Source organism: Streptomyces sp. NPDC003720, assembly GCF_042875075.1.
Classification (GTDB): domain Bacteria; phylum Actinomycetota; class Actinomycetes; order Streptomycetales; family Streptomycetaceae; genus Streptomyces.
On record NZ_JBIANZ010000008.1, the window covers coordinates 157,389 to 173,062 of the forward strand.

Annotated in this window: 11 protein-coding genes; 8 read left to right on the forward strand and 3 right to left on the reverse strand. The window is 72.1% G+C overall.

The window, feature by feature from the left end:
• Positions 1 to 27: 27 nt before the first annotated feature.
• Complete coding sequence (gene leuE, locus ACFYU0_RS22890) at positions 28 to 678, forward strand: leucine efflux protein LeuE (RefSeq protein WP_351670126.1); 651 nt, start codon at positions 28 to 30, stop codon at positions 676 to 678.
• 168 nt (positions 679 to 846) lie between these two features.
• On the opposite strand, the gene ACFYU0_RS22895 is transcribed toward leuE, so the two are convergent.
• Positions 847 to 2,019: an acyltransferase family protein gene (locus ACFYU0_RS22895; protein WP_389303817.1), complete on the reverse strand. Its 1,173-nt coding sequence runs from the start codon at positions 2,017 to 2,019 to the stop codon at positions 847 to 849.
• Positions 2,020 to 2,283: 264 nt separating this feature from the next.
• Here ACFYU0_RS22895 and ACFYU0_RS22900 point away from each other — a divergent pair, with 264 nt between their 5' ends.
• Both ACFYU0_RS22900 and ACFYU0_RS22905 read left to right on the forward strand, forming a co-directional pair.
• Positions 2,284 to 3,735: a hypothetical protein gene (locus tag ACFYU0_RS22900; protein ID WP_389303818.1), complete on the forward strand. Its 1,452-nt coding sequence runs from the start codon at positions 2,284 to 2,286 to the stop codon at positions 3,733 to 3,735.
• Positions 3,732 to 6,047, forward strand: coding sequence for a glycosyltransferase (locus tag ACFYU0_RS22905; protein ID WP_389303820.1), 2,316 nt, complete (start codon positions 3,732 to 3,734; stop codon positions 6,045 to 6,047). Before ACFYU0_RS22900 ends, ACFYU0_RS22905 begins: the two co-directional genes overlap by 4 nt.
• Before the next feature lie 56 nt (positions 6,048 to 6,103).
• Here the strand turns inward: ACFYU0_RS22905 and ACFYU0_RS22910 are convergent, their stop codons facing one another.
• Both ACFYU0_RS22910 and ACFYU0_RS22915 read right to left on the reverse strand, forming a co-directional pair.
• The gene (locus ACFYU0_RS22910) at positions 6,104 to 7,438 is read right to left on the reverse strand and encodes an alpha-2,8-polysialyltransferase family protein (protein WP_389303822.1); all 1,335 of its coding nucleotides are present in this window, start codon (positions 7,436 to 7,438) and stop codon (positions 6,104 to 6,106) included.
• Positions 7,435 to 8,412: a glycosyltransferase family 2 protein gene (locus tag ACFYU0_RS22915; protein WP_389303823.1), complete on the reverse strand. Its 978-nt coding sequence runs from the start codon at positions 8,410 to 8,412 to the stop codon at positions 7,435 to 7,437. The genes ACFYU0_RS22910 and ACFYU0_RS22915 overlap by 4 nt, the downstream gene beginning before the upstream one ends.
• A 198-nt stretch (positions 8,413 to 8,610) precedes the next feature.
• Here ACFYU0_RS22915 and ACFYU0_RS22920 point away from each other — a divergent pair, with 198 nt between their 5' ends.
• From ACFYU0_RS22920 to ACFYU0_RS22940, 5 genes are all read left to right on the forward strand, one after another.
• A complete protein-coding gene (locus ACFYU0_RS22920) occupies positions 8,611 to 9,930 on the forward strand; it encodes a DUF6716 putative glycosyltransferase (RefSeq protein ID WP_389303825.1) in 1,320 nt (439 codons plus the stop codon).
• A 32-nt stretch (positions 9,931 to 9,962) separates the two neighbouring features.
• Complete coding sequence (locus ACFYU0_RS22925; protein WP_389303827.1) at positions 9,963 to 11,279, forward strand: cytidylyltransferase domain-containing protein; 1,317 nt, start codon at positions 9,963 to 9,965, stop codon at positions 11,277 to 11,279.
• 14 nt (positions 11,280 to 11,293) lie between these two features.
• A complete protein-coding gene (locus tag ACFYU0_RS22930; protein WP_351670102.1) occupies positions 11,294 to 12,232 on the forward strand; it encodes an N-acetylneuraminate synthase family protein in 939 nt (312 codons plus the stop codon).
• Positions 12,233 to 12,281: 49 nt separating this feature from the next.
• On the forward strand, positions 12,282 to 13,430 hold the full coding sequence (locus tag ACFYU0_RS22935; protein ID WP_389303829.1) for a hypothetical protein: 1,149 nt from the start codon (positions 12,282 to 12,284) through the stop codon (positions 13,428 to 13,430).
• A 161-nt stretch (positions 13,431 to 13,591) separates the two neighbouring features.
• Positions 13,592 to 15,652: a restriction endonuclease gene (locus tag ACFYU0_RS22940; RefSeq protein ID WP_389303831.1), complete on the forward strand. Its 2,061-nt coding sequence runs from the start codon at positions 13,592 to 13,594 to the stop codon at positions 15,650 to 15,652.
• Positions 15,653 to 15,674: the final 22 nt, after the last annotated feature.

The window sequence follows — 15,674 nt, forward strand, 5'->3', positions numbered from 1 at the left end:
TCGTACCCGCGTGCGACACTCCTTGCCATGTTCGGCGTCATCGATCTCCCCACCTACCTGGCAGGACTCGTGCTCATCGTCCTGCTGCCCGGCCCCAACTCGCTCTACGTCCTCTCCGTCGCCGCCCGGCGCGGTGTGCGGTCGGGCTATACCGCCGCCGCCGGCGTGTGGTGCGGGGACACCGTGCTGATGACGCTGTCCGCCGCCGGGGTCGCCTCGCTGCTGCAGGCCAACGCCGTGCTGTTCGGCATCGTGAAGTACGCCGGCGCCGGCTATCTGACCTGGCTGGCGATCGGGATGATGCGGTCCGCCCTGCGGATGTGGCGGACCCGGCGGGAGAAGGCGGTCGAGGAGACCGCCGCGGTCGTCGCGGCCGAGGAGCGGCCGTTCCGCCGCGCCCTCGTGGTCAGCCTCTTCAACCCCAAGGCGATCCTGTTCTTCGTCGCCTTCTTCGTGCAGTTCGTGGACCCGGGGTACGCCTATCCGGCCCTCTCCTTCGTCGTCCTCGGCGCCTTCGCGCAGGCGGCCAGCTTCCTGTACCTGAGCGCGCTGATATTCGGCGGCACCCGCCTCGCCGCCGCCTTCCGCCGCCGCAAGCGGCTGTCGGCGACGGCCACCTCGGCGGCGGGCGCCCTGTTCCTCGGCTTCGCGGTCAAGCTGTCGCTGGCGAGCGCGTAGGACCCGGGCCCGCCGGGCCGCCCGTCCGGGCGGCCCGGGGACGCACCGGGGCCGCGCGGCCGGTCGGCTCCGGCCGGTGTCCGCCCCGAAGGGCGGGGGCGGAAGCCAAGGAGAGGTGAACGGACGACCAACGTCCCGATCACCCGCCCGGCCGGTATTCAGCCGCATTCATTTCGGCAAGGTGAACGGCGCCGGAATTCCCGGTGTACGGGTTTTCTTCAATGCCCTTCTCAGTCGCGGGCCGAATGGTTTCTCCACGAACCGGTGCATCAGCCAGGCCAGCCCCAGCATGCCCAGCACGGTCACCGCGAGCGTCGGATACGGGGGCAGCCCGAGGCCCCGGTGCAGCACCCGGATGACGAACCAGCCCAGGTGCTCGTGGACCAGGTAGAACGGGTAGGTCAGCGCGCCGGCCGTGGCCAGCCAGGGCCAGTTCGCCCGCCGGGTCCAGCCCAGCGCCACGGCCGCCACGGCGGCGAAGGCGAGGGTGACGACCAGCAGGATCACGAGCGGGCTGCGGACGAAGTCGCCGTGCGCGCCCGGGTGCCACAGCCCGCTCGTCGCGGTGCTCTGCCCCAGCAGGCAGGAGACGGCCACGATGCCCCACAGCAGCAGGTCGCCGCCGAAGCGGTGGATCAGGTAGAGGGCGAGACCGCCGATGAAGAAGGGTGCGTACTCCGGCATGACGATCTGCTCCGTCAGCGCGTTGCCGCTGGTGCGGCACACCACCGCCGCCAGCGTCCACACGGAGGCGAACAGCACCACCCGGCGGTAGGTGACCCCGGGCAGGACGACGAAGAGGGCGAACAGCGCGTAGAAGCGCACCTCGACCCAGAGCGTCCAGCACACGCCGAGCACCCGCGGCGCGCCCATGGGCTGCTGGAGCATCGTCAGGTTGACCAGGAACTCGTCCGGCCGGACCGCGTGCACCACGGCGGGCAGCACCAGGGCCGCCCCGGTGACCAGCACCAGGGCCACCCAGTAGGCGGGGTAGAGACGGGCGACCCGGGACCGGAAGAAGTCGCCGAGGCCGCGGCCCCAGCTGCTCATGCAGATGACGAAGCCGCTGATGACGAAGAAGAACTGGACGCCCAGACAGCCGTACGCCGCCACCTGCGACAGGGTCGGGAAGACGCGCGACGGGCTCTGGTGCCAGGACTCCGAGACCGTGCCGCCGCGTCCGGCGTAGTGGTAGAGGCAGACCATCAGCGCGGCCACCAGCCGCAGGCCGTCGAGGGCGTGCAGCCGGCCCCGCCCCTCGGCGCGGGCGGCGGGGGACGGGCCCGCCTCGGGCACCGGGAGAGCGGGAGCGGCGGTGAGGGAAGGCGAAGAAGCAGGCATGATGCCCCAGAACCTAGTCGATAAACCGCTGATAATCCCGGTCCCTTTTGTGAAAGTCCCCGGTGCGCGGCTATCGCATCACCGGTACCTGGGCGAATCACGGAAACGGCTTGGTTGACAGCCCAACCATTCGCCGTGCCGTCCGAATTCGTTAACCCGGACGTCGTTTTGGCTTCCTAGTTTCTCCATCAACCCCCACGTTTCGGCAAACCCATGGCATGCCGCCGTATACACAGTCTTTGCTTGGTACACATCAGGAGAGCTATGACGAGGGTCCAGAACCGGCGGACGCCCGCTAGTGGAGGGGGAGTGGAGGACTGCCTGCGCGCCTGTGCCGTTCACAGCGGCAAACTCGTGGGCAGCCTCGACCGCCGGCGCACGGAACTGGCCGAGCAGCTTCGCAGGCTGCTCGTGGTGGCCAGCACCACCGGCACCGCCGCCCCCGCCCCGGCCGGCGGCGCGACCGCGCTGCTCAAGCGGGCCGTCAAGGGCGCCGCCGTGCCCGCCGGCGGCATCGGCAACGACCTGCTGGACGCCCTGCTGGCCGTCGCGGGCAAGGCGCTGGAGTGCGGCTACGACGACGAGCTGAACCTCGCTCTGCGGATCAGCGACACCGTCCTCGCCCAGCGCCGCAACTCCCGGGCCGGCTGGCGGCTGCGCGCCCGCGTCCTGGAGGCGCTCGGCGAGGAGCGCGAGGCCGTCGAGGCGTACGAGCGCTACCTGGAGCTCACCACGGAGGACGGCTTCGGTGTGGCCGCCCGGATCACCGGGCTGCGCCGGGCCGCCGAGCGCGAGCGCGAGCTGCTCGCGCTGCTGGAGCGCCGGTGCCCGCGCGCCGCCGACTTCGCCGCCGGACCCGCCACCGACGTCTGGGCCGAGGGCCTCGCCCTGCACGCGGGCGGTGACTGGGAGGCGGCCGAACCCCGGCTAGTGGGCGCCCTGCTGGCGCTCGCCGCCGAGCAGGCCCCGGTCGCCGACCGGCAGGAACTGCTGTCCCAGTACCTCGAACTGCGCACCGGCGTCCCCGGCGACGACCTCACCGAGGCCGTCGCCCTCTACGCCGAGCAGCGCCGGGTCCGGATGCGCGGCCCGGTCGCCGACCCCACCGTCGGCGGGGTGAACTGGATCGGCCTCGGCGAGTTCCGCAACCTGATCGCCGGCAAGTCCGTGTGCCTGGTCGCCAACTCCGGCCGCGTGGGCGAGAGCGGCCTCGGCGGCCGGATCGACGACTACGACCTCGTCGTGCGCTTCAACTCCTACCGCATCGAGCCGAAGCACACCGGCGGCCGCACCGACATCCACGCCACCATCCACAAGCACGGCTTCAACTGGGACAAGCCGGTGACCACCCGGCTCGTCTTCGGCGGGGTCTCCGGCGACTGGAAGCACTCGCTGCGCAACCGCCTGGTGCCCGGCGCCCAGCGGTACCTCGGCGACGAGTCGCTGCGCTGGCCCGTCCGCAACATCGGCCGGCTCGGCAACGACGTCTGGTCCGGCATTCCCACCACCGGCTTCAACATGCTGTGGCTGCTGGACTTCCTGGACGTCAGCCCCACCCTCGACCTGATCGGCTTCGACTTCTACGAGAGCGGCGCCTACCGCGTGCCGGAGGCCATGAAGCTCGCGATCACGTCCGTGCACGAGTACACCAGCGAGAAGGCATGGGTCATGGAGCGGGCCCAGAGCGTGACCGACATGAGGATATCCCTGCGATGACCACCGCCACCCCGGTAATACCGGAGACCTCCGCGCACGCGCTGACCAAGAAGCGGCGCATCGCCTTCGCGAGCTTCGTCGACGAGAACTACCTGCCCGGGTTCCTCGTCCTGCTGCGCAGCCTCGCCCTGTCCAACCCGGGCGTCTGCGAGGACTTCGTCGTCCTGCACGACGACCTCAAGCCGTCCTCCGTCGCCCGCATCCGCGCGCTGCACCCGAGGATCGTGCTGCGCCGCGTCGACGCCGCCCACTACGACTCCTACGTCAAGGGCGACCAGGACAACTACCTCGTCCGCAAGGCGTACTTCATCCTCGACGTCTTCCGGCTGCGCGACTACGACACGGTCATCACCCTGGACACCGACATGGTCGTCCTCGGCGACCTGGGCGAACTGCTCGCGCTGCGCGAGGGGCTGGCGGCCGTCCCGCAGTTCTTCTACGGGCAGCACAAGCTCAACTCCGGACTGCTGGTCATCCAGCGCGAGTACCTCTCCGACGCGTTCTGCGCGCGGCTGGACGAGGTCGGGCGCGGCGGCGGCTACGAACTCGACAAGCACGACCAGGGCATCCTCAACGCCGTGCTCGACGGCGACTTCGTCCGCCTGGACACCCGCTACAACTTCGTCAAGCGGCGCCTGTCCGGCGACCTGCCGGTCCCGGACGACACCGCGATCCTGCACTTCACCGGCCGGCACAAGCCCTGGCAGGGCGGCGAGGCCGGGTACCAGCAGGCCGAGGAGCGCTGGCGGGAGTTCGAGCTGTCCGACGCCGAGTTCCACGCGGCCTACCTGGGCCGAGGCGGCACCCTCCACCACGACCTGCTGGTGCATTACGGCACCCCGCACGTACGGCGCACCGGGGACGTGGAGGCAGCCCGCAAGGTCGCCGCCGCGCACATCGCGGCCGGCGAGTACCAGGACGCCGTCGACCTGCTGAGCGGTGTGCGCATCCCGCTGGACGAGGCCTGGCCGCACGAGGTGTTCGGGCACGCCCTGATGAGCGTCTCCCGCTACGCGGAGGCGAAGACCCAGCTCCTGCTGGCCACCGCCGCCCCCAACCGGGCCGCCACCGCCTACGCCCGCCTCGCCCAGATGGCCTGGGTGCACGGCGACAACGCCGAGGCGCTCAGGCACGCCACCGCCGGCCTCACCGTGGATCCCACCCACCGCCCCAGCCGGCTGTGGGCCCAGCGCGCCGCCGCCGTCCCGGCCCAGGAACAGGGCGCCGCCGAGGACCAGCTCGCCCACGTCGCCTTCTACATGGACCGGCAGGGCAACGCGGGCGACAAACTGCTGCCCGAGACCGTCCGGCTCGCCTTCGGCCCCGACACCACCTCCCGCCGCTGGCACTCCGTCCACGCCCACCGGCTGTTCGACCAGGCCGCCCTGGAGCGGGTCAACGCCCGGCGCGGCCTGGTCATCGGCGGCGGCGGACTGTTCATCCCCGACACCATGCCCAACGGCAACAGCGCCTGGCAGTGGAACGTCCCGGACGAGCGGCTGCGCGCCGTCGACGTGCCGATCATGGTGTTCGCGGTCGGCTTCAACGCCTTCGACGGGCAGTCGTACCGCGCCCGGCGGTTCAACGAGAGCCTGCGGCTGCTGGTGGAGAAGTCCGCCTTCTTCGGGCTGCGCAACCACGGCTCCATCGCCAGGGTCCGCTCCCTGCTCCCGCCCGAGCTGCACGACCGCGTCGTCTTCCAGCCCTGCCCGACCACGGTCATGCGCCAGTTGGTGACCGGCTGGTCGGACCCGGCGTACCGCGAGGACACCGTCCTGCTGAACGCCGCCTACGACCGCGCGGGCCTGCGCTTCGGGCGCGACTACGGGCACTTCCTCGCCGAGATGGCGAAGGCCGTGCGCGCGATCGGCGCCCACACCGAGGTCCGCTGCGTCGCCCACTCCCTGGACGACGAGCGGATCGCGTTCGACCTGCGCCGCGAACACGGGATCTCGCTTCCGGTGATCCCGATGTACGACTTCGACAACGACGCCATCCGCGAGACCTATGCCAAGACGAAGCTGGTCATCGGCATGCGCGGGCACGCCGGAATGATCCCCTTCGGGGTCGGCACGCCCATCGTCAGCCTGATCTCGCACCCGAAGATGGCGTACTTCCTCAGCGACATCGAGCGCCCCGAGTGGGGTGTCTCGGTGCACGAGCGGAACCTGGGCGAGGTGCTCACCGAGCGGGCCCTCGACATCCTCGACCACCACGACCGGACCGTCGCCGACGTGCACGACCGGCAGGAGACGCTCTGGAAGGTCACCCAGGAGAACGCGGCCCGGATCCGCACGATCCTCGGCCGCTGAAACGCCGCGAAGGGCGGGCCCGGCAAGGGCCCGCCCTGAGAGGGGAGGAGAGGGGATCAGCGCCGTACGACCCGGCGCAGCCCGCGCGCCTTGCGCGCCATCCGGCGGACCGTGGCGTTGCGCGGGATGAACGCGAGCTGGGACGGCACCCCGCCGGGCAGCGCCAGCGAGGTCAGCCGCTTGCGCTTGAAGTAGCGCAGGGTCCGCTCGTCCGGGCCGCCCGCGAGATACCGCTCGGTCTCGGCGCGCAGCCCGGGCAGGATCTTCGGCTGCATCGCGAAGCCCACCGCGCGGACCAGCGCGCCCAGCGCCGCCACGTCCATCCCGGGCCGCCGCCCGTCCACCGCGGCCCGGTCGCCCAGGTCCGGCAGCAGCGCGTCGGCCACGGTCACCGGGATCCGGTTGCTGTTCTCGAACGGCGTCAGCCGCTCCAGCAGCATCCCGGTGCCGACCCGGGCCACCGGCAGGCCGTACAGCGCGGACGCGGTGAGCAGGGCGGTGGAGAAGCAGCCCACGACCAGCGCCGGACGCATCCGCTGGTACAGCACCTCGGCGAGGACCGGGGCGTCCAGCACGGTGAGGTGCACCCCGAGCCGCTCCGCCTCCTCCTCCAGGGTGCGGGTGAAGCGCGCGGGCGCGGTGGGGTGCGGCTTGAACACCACCGTGTCGTGCCCGAGTTCACGAGCGCCTCTGAGCATCCGCACATGCAGGTCCTCCTCCTGCTCGGCGGTGAGGATGCCCAGCGCGGACAGGTACTGGCCGAGCAGCAGCGCGGGCTCCTCCACCTCCGGCAGATCACCGGCCTGCGGCGCGAGTTCGGCCAGGACCTTGGTGAAGGCGGGCGTCGGCACGATCTCCGCCGGGACGCCGAACTCGGTGAGCAGCAGCGGCTCCAGGCCCGGCACCAGGTCCAGGTGGAGCACCCGGTCCACGCGGGTGCCGACCAGCGGGTCGATCTTGTTCCGGGTGGGGCCGTAGCTCATCAGGCCGTCGGCGTAGACGGTGACGGGGGCGCCGGTGAACATCTGGGCGAGCGCGAGTGACGGATTGACCTGGATCGACTCCACGGCCAGCTCGACGGGCTCGTCGCCGAGCTGCCACGCCAGGCGCAGATACCGCTCCCAGAGCGGCAGGTCCTCCGGCCGGGGCGCCCAGCCGCCGGGATGGAAGGGGAAGAACGTCTCGTTGTACGACAGCACGTCGTCGAAGCGCTCGCGCAGCCGCTCGAAGCCGGGCATCTCCTGCGGTCCCGGCGTGGTCTCGGGCGTGGCCGCGTTGTTGCAGACCAGCAGGATCCGCCGGCCGGCGGGGCGGAAGCAGCCGGAGTCCAGGGCGGCGGCCAGCGTGGCCACGCCGTACAGCGAGGACGCCTGGAAGATCTGGGTGGTCACGCGGCGGCTCCCGCGGGGACGGGGCGGCGGCGCAGCCGGCGCAGCTTGGTGGCACGCCGCAGGTCCATGGAGTCCAGCGCGTCGTCCAGCACGTCCTGCGGCATACGCCGCAGCGCGGCGGAACTCAGGGATTTCAGTTTTCTCGCCACCGCCGGCTCGAACCTTTCGATGGATCCCAGGTGATGGGAAATGATGGCGCAATACGTACGGACGGCCTTCGGCAGCAGAGCGCCGGATTCCGGGTCCTCGGCGGTCTCCGCGACGACCTGGTCGAAAGCGCGAATGAAATCGAGCTGACGGACATCACCGATCTGGGTGAGCGAGGAGGCGACCCCGCGCCGGTAGAACACCCCGAGCAGTCCGACCGCGGCGAACGACTCCGCCTCCCGGTGCAGCTTCCAGATCCACGGCCGGTCCTCGGCCGTGCGCAGCCCGTCGGTGAAGTGCAGCAGCCCCCTGTCCACCAGCCGGCGGTGGTAGACGCCCGCCCAGGCGTAGGCGTAGTCCACGGAGGTCGACCGGTCGGCGGGCAGGATCGCCGCGCGCGGATCCAGCACCATGTTCCGCCGCCCGACCGGCACCCGGTGCACGGTGCGGGCCCGCGCCGTGCACTGCACATGGTCGGTGCGCAGGAAGTCGCAGCCCAGTTCCTCGATGGCGGCGACCAGCTTCGGGTAGTAGCCGGGGGCGAGCCAGTCGTCCCCGTCCAGGAAGGTCAGGTACTCGCCGCGCGCCCGGTCGATGCCGGTGTTGCGGGCGGTCGCGAGCCCTCCGTTCCGTTCGTGCCGGACGAGGACCGCGCCCGGCAGCTCGCGCTCCGCGCGCGCGAGGATCTCTGGTGTCCCGTCGCGGGAGCAGTCGTCGACGAGAATGAATTCGAAGTCCTCACGCGCGTTCGCACCGAGGCTCCTCAGGGTGTCGGGCGCGTATTGCTGCACGTTGTAGAACGGCACGATGACGGAGAGCTTGACCACGTCACGGACGTTAGGGCGCGGCCCGCCATTCGTCTTGACCGTCGGCTTGATACCGGGTGAACGACGCGTGGCGAAGCTGTGAACCGGGTCTTTTTCCGCGCCGCTCACGGGCCGATTCGCCATTCGGCGATGTGCTGTTAACCGTTTGTTGCATTCGGGTTGGGCGGAACAACGGAATGCCTTCCTAGCGTCTTCGACGTGCCAGCAAGTGCAACGAAGTCCCTGCGGATCGCCGTCCTGGCGGACTCCGACACCCGGTGGAAGTGGGGCGCGCTCACCGCGCGACGCCTCACCCCCACCGGTGCCGACGTCCGGCTCGACGGCTACCTCCTGCGCGGACGAGCCACCCCCACCGCCCGCCAGCTCCGGGAGGTCGGCGTCCGCGCCGACTCCCTCAGCGAGGTCACCGGCGTCCAGTTCCTGCGCGCGATGAGCGACAGCGCCGAGGAACCGTACGACATCCTCGTCCTCGCCCTGGTCGGCGGCGGTGTGCAGGCGATGCTGCACGGGCTGCGCAACGCCTGGGCCTCCGGCAGGCGCCCCGTCGTCGTCACCGGCTACGTGGGCGTCGTCTACGAGAAGCTCGCCGACGGCCTGCTGCTGCGCCACGGAGCCGATCTCGTCCTCGCCAACTCGGCGCACGACGCGGACCGCTTCCGGGCCGTCTACGAAGGGGTCGGCGCCGACGCCTCCGCGGTCACCGAGGTCGCGCTGCCCTTCCTCGGCGGGGAGCCCTACGCCGGCGAACACGACCCGTACACCGTGGTGTTCGCGGCCCAGCCCTCCGTACCGGACAACCGCCGGGACCGCGCCTACCTGCTGAACCGGCTCATCGAGCACGCCCGCCGGCACCCCGGCCGCGAGGTACTGCTGAAGCTGCGCTCCAAGCCCGGCGAACACACCACCCACATCGAGGAACTGCCGTACCAGAAGCTGGTCCAGGGCATGGCGCCGCCCGCCAACTTCCGCCTGGTGTACGGCCACATGGGCGAGGTGCTGGACCGCACCGACCTGCTGGTCACGGTCAGCTCCACGGCCGCCCTCGAAGCCCTGCACCGGCGCATCCCCACGGCCGTCCTGACCGACCTGGGCGTGCGCGAGGTGCTCGGCAACCACCACTTCACCGGATCCGGCTGCCTCGCCTCCTGGGACCGGCTCGACGCCGGGCACCGCCCGGCCGCCGACCCGGAGTGGCTGGCCCGGCAGGGCGTCTCGGCCGACGGCTCCTACGGAACCGCCTTCGACAGCGCCCGCGAACGCATCACCAAGCTGCTGGGCCGGCCGGGCGGCCTGCCGCCCCTGAACCCCTACTACACACCCGAGACCGCGCCCGGTTACCTGCCCGGCATCCTCGCCCGCCACCACCTCGGCCCCGACGGCGCCCCGCTGCCCGGCGCGCCCGCCGCCGACAAGGAGCCCGGCCCCGTCCGCCAGATCGTGCGCCGGGCCGCACGCGGCGCCTACCGCCACGGCGTGCAGCGGGTGGCCCCCGTGATCCGGCGGATGGGGGAGCTGTGAGCGGCCGGATCCCACGTCAAGGAGAGAACCCCATGCCCCACACGGACGCGGAACCAGGGGCCTCGGTGCCCCGGGTGCTCGCGGTGATCCCCGCCCGCGGCGGCTCCAAGGGCGTGCCCGCGAAGAACCTCGCCCCGGTCGGCGGCGTCCCGCTGGTCACCCGCGCGGTGCGCGAGTGCCGGGCGACCCGGCTGGTCACCGACGTCGTGGTCTCCACGGACGACCCGGCCATCGCCGCCGAGGCCCGCCAGGCCGGCGCCGAGGTCGTGCTCCGCCCCGCCGCCATAGCCGGTGACACGGCGACCTCGGAGGCCGCCGTCCTGCACGCCATGGACGCGCACGAGGCCCTGCACGGCGCCCCCGTCGACGTCGTCCTGCTGGTGCAGTGCACCAGCCCGTTCCTGGTCCGCGAGGACGTGGACGCGGTCGCCGCCGCCGTCGTCGAGAACGGCGCCGACACCGCCGTGACCGTCGCCGCCTTCCACGGCTTCGTCTGGCGGGACGCGGCCGACGACCCGGTGACGGCCGGCCCCGGCCCGGGCACGGCCGTCGGCGCCTCCCTGAGCGCCGTCGACACCACGACGGTGCCCGGCACCCGGACGGCCGGCGGCGGCTACGGCGTCAACCACGACAAGTCGTTCCGCCCCCGCCGCCAGGACCGCCCCCAGGACCTGCTGGAGACCGGCGCCGCCTACGCGATGGACGCGGCCGGCTTCCGCGAGCACGGGCACCGCTTCTTCGGCCACACCGAACTGGTCCGCACCGACCCGGCCCGGGTGCTGGAGATCGACGACCCGCACGACCTGGCCCGCGCCCGCGCCCTCGCCCCGCTCTTCGACGCGGACCGGCCGAGCGCCCTGCCCGCCTACGACGACATCGACGCCGTAGTCCTCGACTTCGACGGCACCCAGACCGACGACCGGGTGCTGATCGACTCCGACGGACGGGAGTTCGTCTCCGTGCACCGCGGCGACGGACTCGGCATCGCGGCCCTCCGCCGGAGCGGCCTGAAGATGCTGATCCTTTCCACGGAACAGAACCCGGTGGTCGCCGCCCGCGCCCGGAAGCTCAAGCTCCCGGTCCTGCACGGCATCGACCGCAAGGACCTCGCCCTCAAGCAGTGGTGCGAGGAGCAGGGCATCGCGCCGGAGCGCGTGCTCTACGTCGGCAACGACGTCAACGACCTCCCGTGCTTCGCCCTCGTCGGCTGGCCCGTGGCGGTCGCGAGCGCCCACGACGTCGTACGCGGCGCCGCACGCGCGGTCACCACCGTCCCCGGCGGTGACGGCGCGATCCGAGAGATCGCCAGCTGGATCCTCGGCCCCTCTCTCGATTCCCTCCCCAAGTAAGGACATCTCCTGCCATGAGCACCAACTCCCGCATCCGCACGTTCGGTACGCGCGAGGCCGGCCCGGGCCGCCCCGTCTACATCTGCGGTGAGATCGGCATCAACCACAACGGTGAGCTGGAGAACGCCTTCAAGCTCATCGACGTGGCCGCCGAGGCCGGCTGCGACGCCGTGAAGTTCCAGAAGCGCACCCCGGAGATCTGCACCCCGCGCGACCAGTGGGACATCGAGCGCGACACCCCCTGGGGCCGGATGACCTACATCGACTACCGCCACCGGGTCGAGTTCGGCGAGGACGAGTACCGCCAGATCGACGAGTACTGCAAGGAGAAGGGGATCGACTGGTTCGCCTCCCCGTGGGACACCGAGGCCGTCGCCTTCCTGGAGAAGTTCGACGTCCCCGCCCACAAGGTGGCCTCCGCCTCCCTCACCGACGACGAGCTGCTGCGCGCCCTGCGCGCCACCGGCCGCACGGTCATCCTGTCCTCCGGCATGTCGACCCCGAAGCAGATCCGCCACGCGGTCGAGGTCCTGGGCAGCGACAACATCCTGCTCTGCCACGCCACCTCGACCTACCCGGCCAAGGCCGAGGAGCTGAACCTCCGCGTCATCAACACCCTGCAGGACGAGTACCCGAACGTCCCGATCGGCTACTCCGGCCACGAGACCGGCCTGCAGACGACCCTGGCCGCCGTCGCCCTCGGCGCCACCTTCGTCGAGCGCCACATCACCCTCGACCGCGCCATGTGGGGCTCCGACCAGGCCGCCTCCGTCGAGCCGCAGGGCCTGCAGCGCCTCGTCCGCGACATCCGCACCATCGAGGCCTCCCTCGGCGACGGCGTCAAGAAGGTCTACGACTCCGAGATGGGCCCGATGAAGAAGCTGCGCCGCGTCCCCGGCGTCGTCGCCGAGGCGGAGATCGCGGCGGCCGCGGGCGAGCCGGTCGCGGTCTGACCACCCCGATCGCCCAACGGTTGCCCTGAGACGGGACGGTCGCACGCCGATGAGCCCCCGCGCCGGTCACCCCGGCCACCCTGCCCGCACGCTCGCCTTCGTGGAGAGCCCGGTACAGCTGCTGAACGTACTGGAGTGGGCGCACCTGCACGGCCTGCAGGGCGCGCGAACGGACGGCCTGCCGTCCGTGCCTGCGCAGATACGCCGGGCACCGGCCGGCGCTCCGGCGGCGGCCGACGCGGAGCTCACCCTCGTCGTGCTGTCCCCGACCGACCCCATGACCCGGGGCCAGCTCCGCCGCATGGCGGACCTGGCCCGGGACGAGGGGTACCGGGTGCGCTGGGAGGAGGCGCGGGGCGGCACGACCGCGCCCTTCCACACCATCGGCGGCCTGGCCGGCCCGCTGCGCCGCGCCGACCGCATCGTGATGGGCGACCCCTTCTCCCGCTACGTGCAACTGCTCCTGACCATCACCCGGGCCCGCGACCTGGTCGTCGTCGACGACGGCACCGCGACCATGGAGTTCGTCGCCCAGCTCGCCCGCGGCGAACGCCTGGTCCGCTGGCACCGCAAGGGCGGCCGGCCCGGCCCCCGCGACCTGCTCTTCGCCCCGGTCTCCTCCTCGGCCCGCCGCCGCCTCACCCCGAGCGAGCACCGCCGCGTCGAGGTCTTCTCCTCCATGCCGGTGACCGAGACCCCGGACGGCGTCACGGTCACCGTCAACGACTTCGCCTGGACCCGCGCCCGCTTCGGCCCGCCGCGCATCACCGCGAGCGCCGACATGGTCGGCACCTCCCTGGTGGAGACCGGCGTGGTCGACGGCGACCGCTACCTGGCCGCCGTCCAGTCCCTGGCCAGGGCCCACGGAGCCACCCGCTACTTCGCCCACCGCCGCGAGAGCACCGACAAGCTCCACCGCCTGGCCGCGGAGACGGGCCTGGAGATCGTCCGCCCCGACCTCCCCCTGGAACTCATCGCCCGCCGGGGCCCCATCGGCCGCACCATCCTGAGCTTCCCCTCCACCGTCGTCCACACCCTCCCCCTGGCCCTGGCCGGCACCGGCGTCCGCGTCGCGGTCTGCGACATCGACCCCACCTGGCTCACCGAGACGGCCTCGCCCCGCGCACAGGGCTTCCTGTCCGGGGTCACGGGCACGGCGCGGGACGTGCACCGGCTGGCGGCGGTGGGGCCGGCCTGACGGCGGGGCGTGCTCTCCCCGCCATCGGTCCCTGTCACCGATCGATCACGGCGGGGTGAACGCCGACCGATGCGGCACTAAAATCTTCCCGTTACAACTGGTTGCGGGGGGCAACCAGAGTGCCTTTCGGCTGCCGGCGTCCTGGGGAGGGTGTGCAGCGCATGAGTCGTCGCTCCACTGGTTTCGTCGGTGCCTGGGCCGAGATGCAACGGCAGCAGCAGCGCCAACTGGAAGCGGAAGCCCGACGGCGCAGACAGCAGGAGCAGCAGGCGCGGGCCTACCAGCGGCGAGCCGCCCAGAGCCACCGCGAGTACCGGCAGGCGGAGGCCCTCCGGCGTACGGAGGAGCTGGACGCACAGGTCGCCTCGCTGCGGGGACTGCTCGCCTCGGGCTGCCGGGCACCGGCCTTCCGGGCCGCCTCGCTCATGCGGCCCGAGGAGGTCCAGCCCTTCTCGCCGGGCCCGCTGGCGCAGCCGGTGCCGATGCCGGACTTCAGCCGCTACGAGACGCAGAGCGGCTGGACGGCGGGCCGCCGGGCCCAGGCGCAGGCCGAAGCCCGGGCCCGCTTCGAACGCGACTGGCACGCCGCCCAGGCGGCGGAGGCGCACCGGCAGCAGCAGCTGGCGGCGTACCAGCGGCAGTACCGGCAGTGGGCCGACGCCCGGCTCGAAGAGGTCCGGAGGCACAACGCCGGCGTCGCCGCGCTGACCGAGGGGGTGGGACGCCACGATCCCGATGCCGTGATCGAGTACTTCTCCGCCGCCCTCTACGCCTCCACGGCGTGGCCGGAGGATCTCCCGCGCCAGGTGGCGGCGGCCTACGACCCGGCGGCGCGGCAGCTCGTGCTGGACTGGGAACTGCCCGCCTACGGCATCGTGCCGGAGGTCAAGGCCGTTCGGTACGTGTCCGGGACCGACCAGGACAAGGAGACGCCCCGCCCCGTGGGCCAGCGCCGTGCCCTGTACCGGGAGGTGCTCGCCCAGTGCATGCTGCTCGTACTGCACGAGCTGTTCGCCGCCGACGAGTTGGGCGCGCTCGAATCGGTCGCCCTGAACGGCTTCGTCGACGGGCACGACCCCACCACGGGCAGGCCGGGCCAGATCTTCCTCGCGACGGTCATGGCCTCCCGCTCCTCGTTCCGCGATCTGCACCTGGCACAGGTGGACGCGTGCAGTTGCCTGGCCGACGCACTGCGCGGGCAGCTCTCGGCCCGGCCGGACCAGCTCACAGCGGTACGGCCGGGCAGGCGGCCGCAGGACGTCGGGAACCGCGTGGTCGCCCACGGCGGCGACGAGGAACCCGACCTGTTCGCCATGGACCCCATCGCCTTCGAGAACCTCGTCGCGGATCTCTTCCGGGCCATGGGGATGCAGGCGGTCACCACCCAGCGTTCCAACGACGGCGGCGTCGACGTCGACGCACTGGATCCGGCGCCGATCCGCGGCGGCAAGATCGTCGTCCAGGTGAAGCGCTACCGGAACACGGTGCCGCCCACCGCCGTGCGCGACCTGTACGGAACCGTGCAGGACGTCGGTGCCAACAAGGGCGTCCTCGTGACGACCTCGAAGTTCGGCCCCGGCTCGCACACCTTCGCCAACGGCAAGCCGCTGGAACTCGTCTCCGGCCCCGAACTCGTCGACCTGCTGCACCGCCACGGGCTGACCGGGCGGCTGGGCGACGGCGGCCGGCGGACCGCCGGACAGCCGGCGTCCGACGGGCCGGACACCCGGCTGCCCGACGACTACAACGTCCTGGGCATGTCGTGGACCGGGAACGTCGCCCTGGACGTGTGCGCTCTCGTCTGCCGGGGCAGCATCGTCCTCGGCGACGATCACCTCGTCTTCTACAACAATCCCCGGACGCCGGACGGCACGGTGCGCGCCCTTCCCGCCACCGCGCCCGACAAGGCCGCGATCTGCGTCTCCTTCGACGGACTGCCGCGTGAGGCCGACCGGCTCGTACTCGTGGCCGCCGTCGATCCGGAGGTGAACCCGGCCGCCGACCTCTCCGGCTTCACGGACGCCCGGATCAGGCTCCTCGACCCGGGGATGGCCGAGCTGGGGTGCCTGGAGGTCTCGGACGGCCGGCCGTCCGAGACCGCCCTGGTCCTCGGCTCGTTCCGCCGCAGGTCCACCGGCGACTGGGACTTCGTCCTCGGCGGCAAGGGCTACACCGGCGGCCTGGAGGAGCTCCTGCGGGACTTCGGCATCGACGTGGAGTAGCCCGACGCCGGCCCCCGCGGGC